Annotated in this window: 17 protein-coding genes; 3 read left to right on the top strand and 14 right to left on the bottom strand. The window is 61.7% G+C overall.

The window, feature by feature from the left end:
• Positions 1-71 precede the first annotated feature (71 nt).
• From GIW69_RS08545 to dadA, 4 genes are all read right to left on the bottom strand, one after another.
• Positions 72-620, bottom strand: coding sequence for a cupin domain-containing protein (locus tag GIW69_RS08545; RefSeq protein WP_236481721.1), 549 nt, complete (start codon positions 618-620; stop codon positions 72-74).
• Positions 621-708: 88 nt separating this feature from the next.
• Positions 709-1,782 (bottom strand): alanine racemase, encoded by a 1,074-nt coding sequence (alr, locus tag GIW69_RS08540; protein WP_236481719.1) that lies wholly within the window; start codon positions 1,780-1,782, stop codon positions 709-711.
• 94 nt (positions 1,783-1,876) lie between these two features.
• The gene (locus GIW69_RS08535; RefSeq protein WP_236481718.1) at positions 1,877-2,230 is read right to left on the bottom strand and encodes a RidA family protein; all 354 of its coding nucleotides are present in this window, start codon (positions 2,228-2,230) and stop codon (positions 1,877-1,879) included.
• Complete coding sequence (gene dadA, locus GIW69_RS08530) at positions 2,202-3,506, bottom strand: D-amino acid dehydrogenase (RefSeq protein ID WP_236481717.1); 1,305 nt, start codon at positions 3,504-3,506, stop codon at positions 2,202-2,204. Before dadA ends, GIW69_RS08535 begins: the two co-directional genes overlap by 29 nt.
• A gap of 154 nt (positions 3,507-3,660) precedes the next feature.
• Between dadA and GIW69_RS08525 the strand changes: the two genes are divergently transcribed.
• The gene (locus tag GIW69_RS08525) at positions 3,661-4,149 is read left to right on the top strand and encodes an Lrp/AsnC ligand binding domain-containing protein (protein WP_003206849.1); all 489 of its coding nucleotides are present in this window, start codon (positions 3,661-3,663) and stop codon (positions 4,147-4,149) included.
• Positions 4,150-4,297: 148 nt separating this feature from the next.
• Here GIW69_RS08525 and GIW69_RS08520 read toward each other — a convergent pair whose 3' ends face one another.
• Complete coding sequence (locus GIW69_RS08520; protein ID WP_236481715.1) at positions 4,298-4,651, bottom strand: YkgJ family cysteine cluster protein; 354 nt, start codon at positions 4,649-4,651, stop codon at positions 4,298-4,300.
• Entirely contained in the window at positions 4,641-4,775 is a 135-nt protein-coding gene (locus GIW69_RS26205; protein WP_268945409.1) for a hypothetical protein, read from the bottom strand. The genes GIW69_RS08520 and GIW69_RS26205 overlap by 11 nt, the downstream gene beginning before the upstream one ends.
• 26 nt (positions 4,776-4,801) lie before the next feature.
• Here GIW69_RS26205 and GIW69_RS08515 point away from each other — a divergent pair, with 26 nt between their 5' ends.
• The gene (locus GIW69_RS08515) at positions 4,802-6,100 is read left to right on the top strand and encodes an NAD(P)/FAD-dependent oxidoreductase (protein ID WP_236481714.1); all 1,299 of its coding nucleotides are present in this window, start codon (positions 4,802-4,804) and stop codon (positions 6,098-6,100) included.
• A gap of 140 nt (positions 6,101-6,240) precedes the next feature.
• Here GIW69_RS08515 and GIW69_RS08510 read toward each other — a convergent pair whose 3' ends face one another.
• A complete protein-coding gene (locus GIW69_RS08510; RefSeq protein WP_236481712.1) occupies positions 6,241-6,486 on the bottom strand; it encodes a YjiS-like domain-containing protein in 246 nt (81 codons plus the stop codon).
• Between the two features lie 179 nt (positions 6,487-6,665).
• Here GIW69_RS08510 and GIW69_RS08505 point away from each other — a divergent pair, with 179 nt between their 5' ends.
• Positions 6,666-8,099 carry an aminotransferase-like domain-containing protein gene (locus GIW69_RS08505; RefSeq protein ID WP_236481710.1) on the top strand — a complete coding sequence of 478 codons (1,434 nt, stop codon included), beginning with the start codon at positions 6,666-6,668 and terminating at the stop codon, positions 8,097-8,099.
• A 9-nt stretch (positions 8,100-8,108) separates the two neighbouring features.
• On the opposite strand, the gene GIW69_RS08500 is transcribed toward GIW69_RS08505, so the two are convergent.
• The 7 genes from GIW69_RS08500 to GIW69_RS08470 all read right to left on the bottom strand — a co-directional run bounded on the left by GIW69_RS08500 (position 8,109) and on the right by GIW69_RS08470 (position 16,594).
• Positions 8,109-8,651 carry a DUF1120 domain-containing protein gene (locus tag GIW69_RS08500; protein ID WP_236481709.1) on the bottom strand — a complete coding sequence of 181 codons (543 nt, stop codon included), beginning with the start codon at positions 8,649-8,651 and terminating at the stop codon, positions 8,109-8,111.
• 24 nt (positions 8,652-8,675) lie between these two features.
• Positions 8,676-11,117 (bottom strand): fimbria/pilus outer membrane usher protein, encoded by a 2,442-nt coding sequence (locus tag GIW69_RS08495; RefSeq protein ID WP_236481707.1) that lies wholly within the window; start codon positions 11,115-11,117, stop codon positions 8,676-8,678.
• The gene (locus tag GIW69_RS08490; RefSeq protein ID WP_236481705.1) at positions 11,117-11,824 is read right to left on the bottom strand and encodes a fimbria/pilus chaperone family protein; all 708 of its coding nucleotides are present in this window, start codon (positions 11,822-11,824) and stop codon (positions 11,117-11,119) included. The genes GIW69_RS08495 and GIW69_RS08490 overlap by 1 nt, the downstream gene beginning before the upstream one ends.
• A gap of 172 nt (positions 11,825-11,996) precedes the next feature.
• Positions 11,997-12,656: a DUF1120 domain-containing protein gene (locus tag GIW69_RS08485; protein ID WP_236481704.1), complete on the bottom strand. Its 660-nt coding sequence runs from the start codon at positions 12,654-12,656 to the stop codon at positions 11,997-11,999.
• A 263-nt stretch (positions 12,657-12,919) separates the two neighbouring features.
• Positions 12,920-13,447 carry a DUF1120 domain-containing protein gene (locus GIW69_RS08480; protein WP_236481702.1) on the bottom strand — a complete coding sequence of 176 codons (528 nt, stop codon included), beginning with the start codon at positions 13,445-13,447 and terminating at the stop codon, positions 12,920-12,922.
• 13 nt (positions 13,448-13,460) lie between these two features.
• Entirely contained in the window at positions 13,461-15,881 is a 2,421-nt protein-coding gene (locus tag GIW69_RS08475) for a fimbria/pilus outer membrane usher protein (protein ID WP_236481700.1), read from the bottom strand.
• Positions 15,881-16,594 (bottom strand): fimbria/pilus chaperone family protein, encoded by a 714-nt coding sequence (locus GIW69_RS08470; protein WP_236481698.1) that lies wholly within the window; start codon positions 16,592-16,594, stop codon positions 15,881-15,883. The genes GIW69_RS08475 and GIW69_RS08470 overlap by 1 nt, the downstream gene beginning before the upstream one ends.
• Between the last annotated feature and the right edge of the window lie 84 nt (positions 16,595-16,678).

The following is a 16,678-nucleotide window of genomic DNA, read 5'->3' as shown; positions in this document are numbered from 1 at the left end:
TCTTAGGGGTTATATTGCGCACTGGAAAAAAGTCCGGGTACCTTCGCCGTTATGGCCTGGCGCCTCTTTGTTTAAAAATTTGCCGGTGTCGCTGCGCTGATTAGTCGCGCCGGTGCATCGAACGGATTACGGAAACGATGCGGCTTGGTACTTTCAAAGTAGTAGCTGTCGCCGGCTTCGAGCAAAAATGTTTCGAGCCCGACCACCAATTCGAGACGACCTTCCACCAGAATCCCCGTCTCCTCGCCCTCATGGGTGAGCATTTCTTCGCCGGTGTCGGCGCCCGGTGGGTAGATTTCGTTGAGGAACGCGATGGCGCGGCTCGGATGAGCGCGGCCGACCAGTTTCATGGTCACGGCGCCGTCGGAAATGTCGATCAGCTCGTTGGCCTTGTAGACCACCTGCGTCGGTTTCTCCTGGAGGATTTCTTCGGAAAAGAACTCGACCATGGACATGGGAATCCCGCTCAGCACTTTTCTCAGCGAGCTGATCGAAGGGCTGACGCTGTTCTTTTCGATCATCGAAATGGTGCTGTTGGTGACGCCCGCGCGTTTGGCGAGTTCACGCTGGGAAAGTCCTTTGAGCTTTCGAATGGATTGCAGTCGTTCACCGACGTCCAAGGCTGGAGCCTCCTGTTGTTGTAAGGATATTGAGCGTCATCATGGCGACAGCGTTCAGTATTTACAACACTTGGCCCCAGGCCCGCCGTCAATCCCCGGAATAGAGCCTTGGCACCCGACGCAGGTTGCAGAAGATCTGGTACGGAATCGTATCAGCCGCCTTCGCCACGTCGCTGGCGAGGATGTTTTTGCCCCACAGTTCAACAGTCGAACCCAGTCCCGCTTCCGGCACGTCAGTGAGGTCGATGCAGAGCATGTCCATTGACACCCGGCCGATCAGGCGGCTGCGTTTGCCAGCCACCAGCACCGGCGTGCCGGTCGGTGCCTGACGCGGATAGCCATCGGCATAACCCATGGCGACTACGCCGAGGCGCATCGGCTTGTCGGTGATGAAGGTCGCCCCGTACCCCACCGGCTCGCCGGCCGGCAATTCGCGCACGCTGATGACTTTCGATTCGAGGGTCATCACCGGTTGCAGCCGATCCGCCACGACGCTGGCTTCTTCGAACGGCGTGGCACCGTAAAGCATGATGCCCGGGCGCACCCAGTCGCTGTGGATCTGCGGCCAACCCAGCACGGCAGGCGAGTTGCGCAGGCTCACTTCAGCGGCCAGCCCCTGACGCGCCGCGTCGAACACGGCAACCTGTTCAAGGCTGCTTTGCGCATGCAGTTCATCAGCGCGGGCGAAGTGGCTCATCAGCACGATCTTGGCGACTTTGCCGCTGGCGAGCAGCCGTTGATAAGCCGTGGTGTAGTCTTTCGGATGCAGACCGACGCGGTGCATGCCGGAGTCGAGCTTCAACCATACGGTGATCGGCTTGCTCAGCGCCGCTTGCTCGATCGCTTCTAGCTGCCACAGCGAATGCACCACGCACCAGAAATCATGCTCGACGATCAGCGCCAGCTCATCAGCCTCGAAGAAGCCCTCAAGCAACAGCACCGGAGCGCGGATACCGGCGGTGCGCAATTCCAGCGCTTCCTCGATGCACGCCACAGCGAACCCATCGGCCTCGGTTTCCAGCGCTTGGGCACAACGCACCGCGCCATGGCCATAAGCATCGGCCTTGATCACGGCCAACGCTTTGGCGCCGGTGACCTCGCGGGCGATTCGGTAGTTGTGGCGCAAGGCTTGGAGATCGATAAGGGCACGGGCTGGACGCATGGCGGCAGACTTCTAGGCGGTCATGAAAATAAAAACCGGCGCAGGCTGACGGCGTGAACTGCCAGCAGCACCGGGAGAGGATCGTTACAAACGGTTATGGCAGTACGGCAACCACCGACATTTCGACGAGGATGCTCGGCTTGGCCATCTTCGCTTCGACGGTGGCCCGGGCCGGGGCGGCGCCTTTGGGCAGCCACTGATCCCATACCGCGTTCATCCCGGCAAAGTGCGCTTCGATGTCGTTGAGGTAGATCGTCACCGACAGCAGATGCTGTTTGTCCGTACCGGCCAGATCCAGCAAGCGCTCGATATTGGCGAGCACGTCACGGGTCTGCTGTTCAATCCCGGCGTCGAAGTCGTCGCCGACCTGCCCGGCCAGGTACACGGTGCCGTTGTGGCTGACGATCTGACTCATGCGCTCATTGGTGAGCTGGCGCTGGATTGACATGTTTTGCGGACTCCTGGGTTTTGTTGCCATAACGGGAAATATCGAGGCCTTCGGCGCTGATCTGCGGCTTTTTCTTGGCCATCAGATCGGCTAGCAGGCGACCGGATCCACAAGCCATCGTCCACCCGAGGGTGCCGTGACCGGTGTTCAGGAACAGATTTTTGAATGCTGTCGCGCCAACAATCGGCGTACCGTCCGGCGTGGTCGGGCGCAGGCCTGTCCAGAAACTCGCCTGGCTCAAATCGCCGCCCTGAGGATAAAGGTCGTTGACGATCATCTCCAGGGTTTCGCGCCGACGCGGATTCAGCGACAGATCGAAACCGGCGATTTCGGCCATGCCGCCGACACGAATGCGGTTGTCGAAACGGGTGATCGCGACTTTGTAGGTTTCATCAAGGATGGTCGAGGTCGGGGCCATCGCCGGGTCGGTGATCGGCACAGTCAGCGAGTAACCTTTGAGCGGGTAAACCGGAGCTTTGATGCCCAGCGGCTTGAGCAGTTGCGGCGAATAGCTGCCGAGGGCCAGCACGTAGCGGTCGGCGGTTTCCAGCTTGCCGTCGATCCACACGCCGTTGATCCGGTCACCGGCAAAATCGAGGCGCTGGATGTCCTGACCGAAGCGGAATTCAACGCCCAGTCTGGCCGCCATGTCCGCCAGTTGCGTGGTGAACATCTGGCAGTCGCCGGTCTGGTCGTTCGGCAGGCGCAAGGCACCCGCGAGAATGTCAGTGACGTTGGCCAACGCCGGTTCGACTCGGGCAATGCCGGCACGGTCGAGGACTTCAAACGGCACGCCGGACTCTTTCAGCACGGCGATGTCTTTGGCGGCGTTGTCCAGTTGCGCCTGGGTGCGGAACAGTTGCGTGGTGCCGAGGCTGCGGCCTTCGTAGGCGATACCGGTTTCAGCGCGCAGTTCATCGAGGCAATCGCGGCTGTACTCGGACAACCGCACCATGCGCTCCTTGTTCACTGCGTAGCGGCTCGCCGTGCAGTTGCGCAGCATCTGCGCCATCCACAGGTATTGGTCGATGTCGGCGGTAGCCTTGATCGCCAGCGGCGCGTGACGTTGCAGTAACCACTTGATGGCCTTGAGCGGCACGCCCGGCGCGGCCCAAGGTGAGGCATAACCCGGCGAAACCTGGCCGGCGTTGGCGAAACTGGTCTCCATGGCAGCGGCCGGCTGCCGGTCGACCACCACCACTTCAAACCCGGCACGCGCCAGATAATAAGCACTGACGGTACCGATGACGCCGCTACCCAAGACCATGACGCGCATTTTGTATCCCTCATCGCGGCTTGCCGCGGACGTGTGTTGTTAGAGCGAGAATAGGCGCAGTGTAAAAAAGATTTGCCAGTGCTTTTCACTATATAAGCGCCTATATTTGGCGACAATTCTCGGCAAAAACCCTTTTCACGGAGGCGCATCCCCTATGCGTACCAACACTCAGACCAAACGTGAGCTGGACAAGATCGACCGCAACATCTTGCGGATCCTGCAAGCGGACGGGCGGATTTCCTTCACCGAACTCGGCGAAAAGGTCGGACTCTCCACGACGCCCTGTACCGAGCGGGTACGCCGGCTGGAGCGCGAAGGCATCATCATGGGCTACAACGCCCGGCTGAATCCGCAGCATTTGAAGGGTAGCCTGCTGGTGTTTGTCGAGATCAGCCTGGATTACAAATCCGGCGACACGTTCGAGGAATTCCGCCGCGCCGTGCTGAAATTGCCTCACGTGCTGGAGTGTCATCTGGTGTCAGGGGATTTCGACTATCTCGTGAAGGCGCGGATTTCCGAGATGGCCTCGTACCGCAAACTGCTCGGCGACATCCTGCTCAAACTGCCGCATGTGCGCGAGTCCAAGAGCTATATCGTGATGGAAGAGGTGAAAGAGAGCCTGAACCTGCCGATCCCGGATTGAAAATTTGTAGCGCCTGGGCCGGCCCTATCGCTGGCAAGCCAGCTCCCACAGGGTTGGCGGCGAATGGAGATTCAATGCATGTCTGCAATCACTGTGGGAGCTGGCTTGCCAGCGATCGCGTCGACTCGGTGAAATGTGGACGCGCCAGCTAGACCAACACCTGCCGATTGGCCGCCATGTATTCGAATACCTGCTTTTCTACCCGCGGATGAATCAGCTCCACTGGCCTGCGTCCGTTCGGGCACGGCAGGGTTTGGGTGGTGCCGAACAACCGGCAGATCAGCGGACGCTCGCCATACACCGTGCAGCCGTTCGGCCCCAGGTGCACACAGTTGAGTGCTTCCATGGCAGCGTCCTGCTCGGCGCGGGTCTTGCGCGGCAGGCGCGACATTTCTTCGGGTGAGGTGGTCACTGGCCCACAACAGTCATGGCAGCCCGGCACGCATTCGAACGTGGGGATCTGCTGACGCAGGATGCGAATTGTCTGGCTGTTACAGCTCATCGAAGCGGTGACCGAAAGCGGAATAGGCGGCGATTTTGCCGTAAAAGCAGCGATCCAGACAGCAATGGCCGACCAGTGTTGCCCGTTTTCCGGCGTCCGGCTTATGCTCCGTCCAATTTTTCACGCCCCCCCCGCCTCAGGATGACGCCCATGAACGCCCGCGCGAGCCAACCCCACGTGGCTTCCTACTACGCCGCCAGCAGTCTGCCGCAATCCGATCACCCGGTGCTGCAAGGCGAGATGACTGCCGATGTGTGCGTCGTCGGCGGCGGCTTCTCGGGCTTGAACACCGCGCTGGAACTGGCCGAACGCGGCCTCGACGTGGTGCTGCTCGAGGCCCGTAAAATCGGCTGGGGCGCCAGCGGTCGCAACGGTGGGCAATTGATTCGCGGCGTCGGCCACGGCCTCGACCAATTCGAGAATGTCATCGGTGCCGACGGCGTGCGCGAGATGAAGCTCATGGGCCTGGAAGCCGTGGAGATCGTCCGCCAGCGCGTCGAGCGTTTTCAGATCCCCTGCGACCTGACTTGGGGCTACTGCGACCTCGCCAACAAGCCCCGCGATCTCGAAGGTTTTGCCGAAGACGCGGAAGAACTGCGCAGCCTCGGCTATCGCTACGAAACCCGCCTGCTGCGGGCCGATGAAATGCATACGGTGGTCGGTTCCAAACGCTACATCGGCGGATTGATCGACATGGGCTCCGGCCATTTACACCCACTGAACCTGGCGCTCGGCGAGGCGGCAGCGGCACGGCAACTGGGCGTCAAACTGTTTGAGCAGTCGGCGGTCACGCGCATCGATTACGGCCCTGAAGTGAAGGTGCATACCGCGCAAGGTTCGGTGCGGGCGAAAAGCCTTGTGCTGGGCTGCAACGCCTATCTCAACGACCTCAACCCGACACTCAGCGGCAAAGTTCTGCCCGCCGGCAGCTACATCATCGCCACCGAGCAATTGAGCGAAGCACAGGCCCACGCCTTGCTCCCGCAAAACATGGCGGTCTGCGACCAGCGGGTGGCGCTGGATTACTACCGCCTCTCGGCGGACCGGCGCTTGCTGTTTGGCGGCGCCTGCCATTATTCCGGGCGCGATCCGCAGGACATCGCCGCGTACATGCGCCCGAAAATGCTGGAAGTGTTCCCGCAACTGGCCAACGTGAAGATCGATTATCAGTGGGGCGGGATGATCGGCATCGGTGCCAACCGTTTGCCACAGATCGGCCGGCTCGCGGATCAGCCGAACGTGTATTACGCGCAGGCGTATTCCGGTCACGGGGTCAATGCCACGCACCTGGCGGGCAAGTTGCTGGCGCAAGCCATCAGCGGGCAGCACAGCGGCGGTTTTGATTTGTTCGCCAAAGTGCCGCACATCACCTTCCCGGGCGGCAAACATTTGCGCTCGCCGTTGTTGGCGCTGGGGATGTTGTGGCATCGCCTGAAAGAACTGGCCTGAAGTTTTATCGAAAACCTGAAAATGCCATCGCTGGCAAGCCAGCTCCCACAGTGATCGTTGGTGTTCACCCAATCCGTGCTTACCACCAACCTGTGGGAGCTGGCTTGCCAGCGATGAGGCCAGACAAAACAGCGCAAATCTCAGATCCTCCAAAAGGGTTTCAATCCTTCCTCCCGGGCCTGCTCCCGCGTCAGTCCGATGTCCTTAAGCTGATCCGCCGTCAACCTCAACAACGCCTTGCGCGTGTGCAGACGATGCCAGAACAGTCCCCAGTAACTCAGGCCGGCCGGCGCGTTATGTTTGGCCATGTTACGCGCGCGATCCTCTTGCCCTGCCACCAGTTCCTGACTGTGTATCGTCAGCCGCACATCGCTCAAGCCGTTCATTTTCGTTGCTCCTGTTTACTTGGGTAGCCAGAGATTCCATGATGCGCGGGCGACGAAAAGCATTACAGATTCAACGCAACTGTATTAACGCCATACAGATTTGCCGGCTGGGGGTCTGAATTGTCGTTTTTTGCCCTATCTGTACTGGTTAACCGAACCCTCCGCACCGAGGCAGTGCCATGACCCTGTATGTAAACCTCGCCGAGTTGCTCGGCACGCGAATCGAACAAGGCTTCTATCGTCCCGGCGACCGGTTGCCGTCGGTGCGCGCCTTGAGTGCCGAACACGGGGTCAGTCTGAGCACGGTGCAGCAGGCCTATCGCATGCTCGAAGACAGCGGCATGGCCACACCGAAACCCAAGTCGGGCTACTTTGTTCCGGTTGGCCGCGAGCTGCCGGAACTGCCCGCCGTCGGCCGTCCGGCGCAGCGTCCGGTGGAAATTTCGCAGTGGGATCAAGTGCTCGAACTGATTCGCGCAGTGCCACGCAAAGACGTGGTGCAATTGGGTCGCGGCATGCCCGACGTCACCACACCCACCTTGAAACCGCTGCTGCGCGGACTGGCGCGGATCAGCCGCCGCCAGGACATGCCCGGTCTGTATTACGACAACATCCACGGCACCCTCGAACTGCGCGAACAGATCGCCCGGCTGATGCTCGATTCCGGCTGCCAATTAAGCGCCAGCGATCTGGTTGTCACCACCGGTTGCCACGAAGCGCTGTCCACCAGCATCCACGCGATCTGCGAGCCGGGGGACATCGTCGCGGTGGACTCGCCGAGCTTTCACGGCGCCATGCAAACCCTGAAAGGCCTGGGCATGAAAGCCCTGGAAATCCCCACCGACCCGCTCACCGGCATCAGTCTCGATGCCCTGGAACTGGCGCTGGAACAATGGCCGATCAAGGTCATTCAACTGACCCCCAACTGCAATAATCCGCTGGGCTACATCATGCCGGAGTCGCGCAAGCGCGCGCTGCTGACCCTCGCCCAGCGCTTCGACGTGGCGATCATCGAAGACGACGTGTATGGCGAACTGGCCTACACCTACCCGCGCCCGCGCACGATCAAATCCTTCGACGAAGACGGTCGGGTGCTGCTGTGCAGTTCGTTTTCCAAGACCCTGGCGCCAGGGCTGCGCATTGGCTGGGTCGCCCCGGGCCGGTATCTGGAACGGGTGCTGCACATGAAATACATCAGCACTGGATCCACCGCGCCACAACCGCAGATCGCCATCGCCGAATTCCTCAAGGGCGGCCACTTCGAGCCGCATTTGCGGCGCATGCGCATGCAATACCAGCGCAACCGCGACGCCATGATCGATTGGGTGACGCGTTATTTCCCCGCCGGCACCCGCGCCAGTCGTCCGCAGGGCAGCTTCATGCTGTGGGTCGAGTTGCCGGAGGGTTTCGATACGCTGAAACTGAATCGTGCACTGCACGACCAAGGCGTACAGATCGCCGTCGGCAGTATTTTTTCCGCGTCGGGCAAGTACCGAAACTGCCTGCGGATGAACTATGCCGCCAAGCCCACCGCGCAGATCGAAGACGCGGTGCGCAAAGTCGGCGCGGCGGCGATCAAGTTGCTGGCCGAAGACGATGGCGTCATGGTCTGAGCGGATCTGTCAGCGCAGGCGAAACTCGCCATGGCTCTCGAATCGGGTCACGTCACTGACCCGGGTGGCCGCTGATTTCACCTGCGCCTCAAGTTCAACTTCGACGGTCATCTGCTGCCCTTCCAACTGGGCGCCCGATACGGCAGGCACCACGAAATCGCCTGGGCGCAGCACGTTTGAAGCCGATGCGCCGCCGCGCCCCTGGTTGAGCCACTGCACCGCTCTGCCGTCCACCCGCACGCCGATGACGCGCGCCGTCAATGTGCCCGCGCCGAACCGGAAACTGTCGGCATCGGCCACCGGGGCGACGAACTCAAGACCCAGCGGGACAACCTGCTCGCATTGCACATGAACCTGCACGCGGCGCTGGCCGAAGCTGAATGCGTCACCGGCCAGCGGGCGCTGCAACAACTGGCCGCGCGTCGTGGTGCCAAAGTCGACGCCTGGTTGGCCGAGGCGCACGGTGCATCCGGAACGAGCGAACGCCTGACCGGCATCGATCAATCCGCCGAACAGCACGACGGCCAGGAAACACAACCTTGAAACTTGCATGGAGATGTCCTCGATAAGTGCCGTTCACCCGGCCCGGCAAGTGGCCGGCGCCGTTTCATAAAGCGCATCGGCTGTCTGCGTCTCGGTCATGACGAACTCCAGCCGACACCGCCCGCCATCCGGCAGGCGCACATGCAGGGCTGCTTCTGATTGCGCATCCGCGAGAAAGATTTGGCCGACGTCCAGCACGCTCGTGACGTATTGCCCCTGCTCATCAAAAACCCCCATGCCCTTGCTGACGAAGGAATCGTCGGCCATGCGCGCCTGCAACAAGATGCGGCGAGCACTGACCATCTCGAACGCGAGACGCGGCACCGCGCCGCGCCCCGCTTCCACATCCAGATAAGCGTTATGCACGTCGACATTGCGTCGCAGACTGGCGGTGTCGATTTCCACCCGCCCCTTGCCGTACGCCGGCAGACTGGCCGCCACGGCGTGCCCGGCACTGTCGGTCCATACCGGGCCGCGCGGTGTGTTCAGTTTCACGCCTGCGGTCTCGCCCGCCTTGAGCACGGCAAAGGTTTCGCGCAGGGGATAAGGCGACAGCGTCACGCCTTCGCCATGCACCACCATGCCGCCGCGCGCACCGAGGTCATAGCTTTGGCCGGCGCCGGTGTCGGCGTAACCCATGTCCAGTTGTGTATATCGCGGCAGCAGATTGAGCCGGCCGTTGAGACCGATTTCCCCGGCGTCCGGCCGTTCGGCGCCGAGGCTGTAAGCCACGGTATCGCTGAGTTGTTCGTTGTATCGAAGACCGCTGCGGGTGCCGCCAATCGCATCGTTGCGCACATAACCGCGCGCTGATCGGCCAATGCCCAGCGGCAGGTTCACGCTCAGATAAGCCGCCGTGCCCCGGGCATCTTCGGGCGCCCCGGCGACATCCCGCTCTATCGTGAATGAAAGATTGGCCCGGCGAATCTGCTGCGACCATGCCAGTGCCACCCTCGACGTGGCCGTCCCGTCGAACATCGAGAACCGCGAGTAGCTGGCGGAAAATGCGCCAAGGTTCGAGTTGCCGGTGCTCAGGCTGGTGCTCACCTGGTTGCGCACGCGCTGGAACGGTTGGTCAGTACGCGGATTCCAGGTGGTGTCGGACAGCGTGCGAAAATCCTCGGTCTGCTGGGTCAGCGCCACACCCGCCGACAGCCCTGCGCCGAGCAGTCCGTTGGCCGTCCATTGCAACTGCGCCCCCGACAGTTGTTGATCCTGTGCCCGGGAAACCACCTGACGGGCACTCAGCACCAGACGATCGTTCGCCGCCCCCTGCACCGCCCAGCCCAGCGACTGATAGCCGCTGCCGAGCATCGCCCCGGCCGTCGTCTGCCAGTTCGGCCCCAGGCGCCAGTCCTTGCTCCCGGCGATGAACGATGGCGCCTCCCGCTCATCTTGGGCGTAGCGCCGCACCTGGCCCGCCGCTACGTTGTAGCCCGGCAGTTTGCCGGGCATGACGCCGCGCAGCTGCGTGGCGGGCACGATGAAGCGCCGTTGCTGGCCGTCCTCTTCATGCACCGTCACTTCCAGGTCGACGCTTTGACTGAGCAGCGGTAAGCCAACCAGCGTGAACGGCCCGCTCGGCACCACGGTGGTGTAGATCAACGCGCCGTTCTGGGTGACTTCGATTCGCGCCGCTGAATAGGCGATGCCTTCGACGCGGGCGCCGGCGCTGTCATCTCCCAGCTCCAGCAAGGCGGATTCGGGCTGCACCTGAAGCCCGTTGAACGCCTCACCGCTGAACAGCGGCGACATCATGTTCAACTGTCCCAATTGCAGGTTCGCCGCATAGCGTTCCGATGTGTGCGAGGCGTAGGCATAGAGATGCTCAAGTCGCCCGTCACCGTCAAACTCGCTGTAGGCCTGGCGGCTGCGAAACGCCCAATCGGCCGCGTTGAAGCCGATCTCCGAATTGACGCTGCGGTATTGTGTCGATTGCCCCCCATAACGGCTGCCCAGCACCAGCGCATCGTAGTTGAACAGCCCGGCCGTGCCACCGTTGACGAAACTGCGTTGAGCCGGACGATCCGGGAGCAATTCGGCTGTCGGCAACAACAGCGCGACATGCCCGCGAGCCGGATCGGCTTGTACCACCGCATCGGGAAAGCGCTGGGCAAACAGCGTACAGTCCGCGGCATCGTCAGGCGCCGGGGTCTGCGGTGGCCGAATCCCGCCATGCTCGAGCAGTGACGGCGTGAAACACAGCGCGCCTTGCTCATCGAACGTCACTGCAAACCGCCCTCTGGGCACATCATTGACCGACAGCGTGACGCTCTGCTCGCCCTGAGGAAAACGCGGCGCCTGGCGAAAATAGTCTGCCAGGCGCGGATCCAGTCCGCGTGCGTTGAGCACGGCGAGGTTGAATTGCACCTGCTTCGACTCAGCGTTCTTATCCTGGGTCGCCGCGAAGCCGGGATCGACGAATCCGCCGAACATCAGCAACAGCCATCCGCAGGCCAGGCTCCGCGTGTGCATCAGTCCGGCACCATCGCGGCGTCATGATTGGCAACGGCAAATCCGTAAGTGGTCACCGGAAACAGTCGTACGCCGGTGGGTGTTTCACCCGTGACGGCCGCGCCGCTCAACATCAGTTTTTCCCCGGGCAACACGTAGGTGCGGCCCAGATCCATTTCCGTTTTGTCCGGCAGCAACAGCACCGAATGGCCGAGACGCACCACGTAAGGGCTGGGATTACTGACCTGTATCTGCTCACCGCTGCGCGTCCAGACCAAATGTTTCCACGGCTCGGCGTCGACCGGCAATTTGGCCGGCCGCAGGATCGCCGGGATGTTCTGCCGCACACTGAGGCTGACTTGCGCCTTGCCCGTCGAATCCTGAGGCGCAATCCCCTCGAAGACGACGCGCTTGAGCCGTTCGGTCTGCAACGGCTCGGCGCTGCGCAAAATGAACCGCACCCGTTGCGTGGCGCCAGGTTCCACCCGCGCAACGGGCGGTGTCAGCAACAACAGCGGCTCGGTGTCTTCCGGGACATCTTCAATCGAGGTGTGCAGCAACGCCGGATGCGTCTCGCTGTTGAAGACGTTTATTCCCGCCTCGCCCAAGCCCTCATCCAGAATCACAATCGGTGTTTCGGGCACCATGCCGGCCGCGCGGAGCGAACCCGGCGCCCAAAAGGCAAGCAACAGCAAACTGGCGATCAGGTATCGCACGATGACATTCATGGTTTTTTCCACAGGCGAGCGTCCGCTGCCGGCCCGGAGCCGGAGCGCGGAGCGCGCCCATTTGCAATGATCGGTGATGGAATGGCCCGAGAGAGGCCGTCACGTGTCGAATGCCTATCGACGGAGCGTCAGCGCATCAAACCTGCTGACGTTCCTTCAATAGCGCTATCCGTCAGAGGTACAGCAACTCGAATGTGGCCGAGCCGTTGAGCGCGATCTCATTGGTGATCGGCAGATCATCTGCAGGGCCGATGACTGGCACCAGCGTTATCGGGAAGCTATGCACGACGCCGGGCAGCGGGCCGGCGGCCGTGCTCTTGCCCCAGGAATAACGCAGATTGGATTCATAGTTTTTTCCCAGCAGCGTCGCGGTCGCCGGCAGTTCCCAATTGGCCGCATCGCCCTGTTTGTACATCACGAGTGAAGGCTCGCCATCGACGACGGGTGCTCCGAACCGCAGGCCATAGCCACCGATTTTTTTCCCGGCAACCTCGCCGATCCCGTAGATGTACATCGCCCAGCTGGTGCCGTCGACGACAGTGCCTGGCCGTTGGGTGTGCGCCTGGTTGTCGTGCACTTTGATGGCCATCGGCGCGGAGGCCGAGCAGCTGATACTCAGGGTAAGGTTGCGGTTTTGCAGCTCGGTTTGTCGGTCGCGATTCAACGACGCAGCCGTGATATCGCCCAGATGCACCGTATTGCCGCCGGAAAACGCCGGGGTGCAGGAAGTAGGAATGATGGTGCCGGTGATGGTCAGATCGGCACCGTCGGCCAGAACCATGGCCGGGCAGACAGCGCCGGCGAATGCGATTGCACGAAAAGTATTGCGCATGAGAATTCTCACTCCATAAGAACCAAAGGATGACATTGGATTTCGCTTTATCTGGCTGGAGAACAAGAAATGTCCTCTCACAAATTCAGCGGTGCCATTATTGCGATTGGCTCAATGTTTCGATGTAAGGAGAGTTAACAAGGGGCATTGGAAAAATCGCTTGAAGACGTAGCTGTTGTGAGCCAGAAGATTCGCCATCGCGTTGAAAAACCCGCGTATTGCCGACAGTCATGAACTACAAACCGCTCTGCACGGCACGACGCTCAATCGAGTTGAAACGTGCCGTGACCCTCGTAGCGCGTCAGGTCGGCGACTCTGCTCGATGACTCATTCACGCTTGCGCTGACTTCCAGTTCCACGTCCAGATGTCTGCCGATGGCTGGAGCCCCCGAAAGCCACGGAACCATTCGATCGCCGGGTCGCAGCCAGTTGCCTTCGACTGCTTCACTTGCGTCAAACCGCCATTGCACCCTCGCACCGTCCAGCCGCGCGGCGACCACCCGAACCTGCAAGCTGCCTGCGCTCCAGCGATAGCCGGTGGCATCCGCCATGGGTGCGATAAATCTCAACGGCATCGCTTGAGCAACCGCGCACTGAATCCGCAGTTGCACGGATCGCACGCCGAAGCTGGCGTTGCGGTTTTCCGCCATCGACCGTGCCTGCAATTCGGCACGGGTCGCCGCGCCGTAATCAATCTGCGCCGACAGCAGCGACATCTGACAGGCATCTTCCGCGACGACCGTAAGGGATGTCAGACACGCCAGCGCGCCGGCAATGACAGTTGGCTTCATGACGAGTGCTCGATCAGGACAGGTTCAAGGGATGGCACGTGGCGTCGACATTTTCGAGCAGTGCATGAGGGTCGGGCGCTTCGGCCATGGTGAATTTCAATACGCAGCGAGTGGCGTCAGGCAACTGCACATGCAGGCTTTGCCCAGCCTTGATGTCTGGCAGGTAAATGCTGCCGGCCTCCAGCACCGAGGTCAGGTAACGACCTTGCTCGTCCTCGACGGTCAAGCCTTCGGGCAATGATTTGCGATCCACCGTCATCGCTTTGAGCAATAACCGGCGCACAGTGACGACGGAAAAATCCAGGTGCTGCACCGAGCCGCGCCCGGCTTCCACTTCGTGAAAACCGTTGAGTGCTTCGACGTTACGCGCCAGGCTGGCCGGGTCGACTTCCAGCCGCGTCAACGAGTAAGCCGGCAGGCTCGCCGCCACCGCGCGCCCCAGGCCATCCGTCCAGACCGGGCCTTGCGGCGTGTGCACTTTCAGTCCGGCCCGGTCGCCGGCCTTGAGGACACCAAAGGTATCGCGCAACGGGTACGGCGAAAGGGTTGCGCCATCACGATGGAACGCCACGCCGCCGCGCAGTCCGGCATCGAATTCAGTCACGCCGGATCGCTGGCTGAAACCCAGATCCAGGCTGGTATATCTGGGCAAGGCGTTGAGGCGTGCGCCGAACGCTGTCGCGGCGTTAGCGCGCCGCTCGGCATTAACGCTGTAGGCCAGGGTTTCGCTGACCACATCGCTCATCGCCAACCCCGTACGCACGCCAGAACGCTGATCACTGCGCACATAACCGCGCAATCGCTTCTGACCACCCAACGGCACACCGAGCGTCAGATAGGCGGCGCTACCTTGACGCCGGGCGGAGTTGCCGATGTCGCGTTCCACACTCAACGACACGCTGATGCGTTCCGGCAACGTTCGCGACCAAGACAGCCCCCAACGGGATTGCGGCGGTTCGTCGACGCTTGAAAAACGTGAAACGGTCGCTCCGAACGCGCCGTAATCGGTCGACCCATTCAACGAAAACACCCATTGTTCGAGACTGCGGGAAGTCGCTCGCGCCAGCTCGTGATCCCAGCCAGTGTCCGACAACGTACGAAAGCCCGGGCTCTGGCGGATGGCGATCAAACTGGTCGACAACCTCGGCGACAACGCCGCGCCGAGGGTCAATTGCCACTGGCTGCCGATCAGGCCTTCGGCGCGTTCGCTGGACAGCACCTGTCGCACCCCGGCAGTGAAGCCTGTCGACCACTGCTGCTGAAGCCCCCAGCCTGCCGACCCATAGTCGGTTCCGGCGAGAGCGCCAGCGGTCACACGGAGGTTTGGCGCCCAGTTCCAGTCCTGACTGAGCGTTGCGAACGAGGGAGCCCGCCGATCATCCGAGCCCATGCGCCGCACTCGCCCCAACGCCAGATTGAAACCCGGTGGACTGTCCAGCGCCCGCTGATCGAGGCTCGCCGCCGGCACCCGGAACCGACGGATTTGCCCATCCTGCTCATGCACAGTGACGTCGAGATCAAGCTGAGTGCTCAACAGCGGCAGCGCACGCAAGGTGAACGGCCCACTTGGCACCAGTGTGGTGTAAATCATCACCCCGTTCTGCCGGACTTCGACGCGCGCCGGCGAATATGCCACCCCTTCCATTTGTGCGCGAGGCCCGCTGCTCGCGGCTTGTGATCGAGCGATGGCGCTTTCCGGCGAGAATTGCACACCATTAAATGCCTCACCGGCAAACAAGGGCGAGGCCAGGTTCAACTGGCCGATCTGGACGTTGGTCGCAAAGGCTTCGAGGGTTCGCGAGCCGTAGGCATACATATGTTCGAACCGCGAGCTATCGGACATCGCCGTGTAGGACTGGCGACTGCGCAGCATCCAGTTTCCGGCGTTCAAACCGATCTCCGAACCCAGGCTTCGATATTCATTACGTTGGCCGTCGAGCTGACTGTTCACCAGCAATGCGTCGTAGTTGAACAGGCCCGCCACGCCGCCCGTGGCAAAGTCGGTCGGCAGTTGCCCCGGCGATTCAAGCGCATCGGTGGGCATGAGCAGATCGACCTGCTCCTTGCCCGGCAGTAACTGCACGGTTGCCGCCGCAAAGGCCTCGGTCATGGTCGGGCAAGGCCCGGTTTGCGGCTGTTTTGTCGAAGGCGCAAGGATGCCGGCAGCCTTCAATAAATCCGGCTCAAGACACAACTGACCGTCATCGTCGAACGTCATCCGGACGCGCCCCTTCGGCTGTCCATTGACTTCAAGGGCCACGGAGCGCGAACCCTTTGCAAAACGCGGCGCGTCGCGAAAGTGCGCGGCCAACGCCGGGTCGATGCCCCGATCCTTGAGCAGCTGGACGTCGAAAGCCACCGACTCGCTCGCCCGGAGGACATTGAAACCACTCGCCATCAGCATCAGCACGACGCGACATAGCGCGATCCACATTAGCGGGCCACCGGTGCGTCGTATTGGTCGACAGCAAAGCCGTAAGTGGTCGCCGGAAAGATCCGCACGCTCATGATCCGCACAGCGGAGGTCAGGGGCAGATCAACGTCGAGACGCTCACCCGGCAAAATGTAAGTGCGCGGCAAATTCACCGATGACGCGCCCGGCAGCGGCACAACGGCTTTGCCCAGCCGAACCACATAAGGGCTGGGATTGTGCACCTGCAGACCGCCGGCCGTGGCCCTCCAGCTCAGCCGCGTCCAGGGTTTTCTTTCACGCGCCAGTCCGGCCGGGCGCAGGATGACCGGCAGGTTCTGCCGCACACCCAGACTGACCCGCGCACCGTCCGTGCCGGCCACCGGGCTGATGCCTTCGAAGATGACCCGCTTCAAACGCTCGGTCTGCAACGGTTCAGCACTCTGCAAGATGAACCGCACCTGTTGGACACTACCGGCTTCGACGCGGGCAATCGGCGGGGTGAACACCAGCAAGGATTTATCATCCTGCTCGATGTTTTCGATACTGGTGTAAAGCAGCGCCGGACGACTGTCGGTGTTTCTGACGTTCATGGTCGCCTCGCCCGTGCTTTCCTCCACCACCAGCACTGGTGTTTGCGGCACCATGCCGGCGGCATTGACCGCCGTTATGGGCAGCATCACCGACAGGCACAGCGCCCACTCCTGCAGGCGCCGCCTCTTGTTTGATATGAGCATCGAGATATTCCAGCCACTCAGGCACCCATCCGGAGCACCGGCCAATGCCTGAACACGAAAAGAGTTCCGGCGCGTCACGAGCAC

This window comes from Pseudomonas syringae, assembly GCF_021605415.1.
GTDB classification, from domain to species: Bacteria; Pseudomonadota; Gammaproteobacteria; order Pseudomonadales; family Pseudomonadaceae; genus Aquipseudomonas; species Aquipseudomonas syringae_S.
Note: the sequence above shows the minus strand (reverse complement) of the source record. Positions and strands in the feature narration are given on the sequence as shown.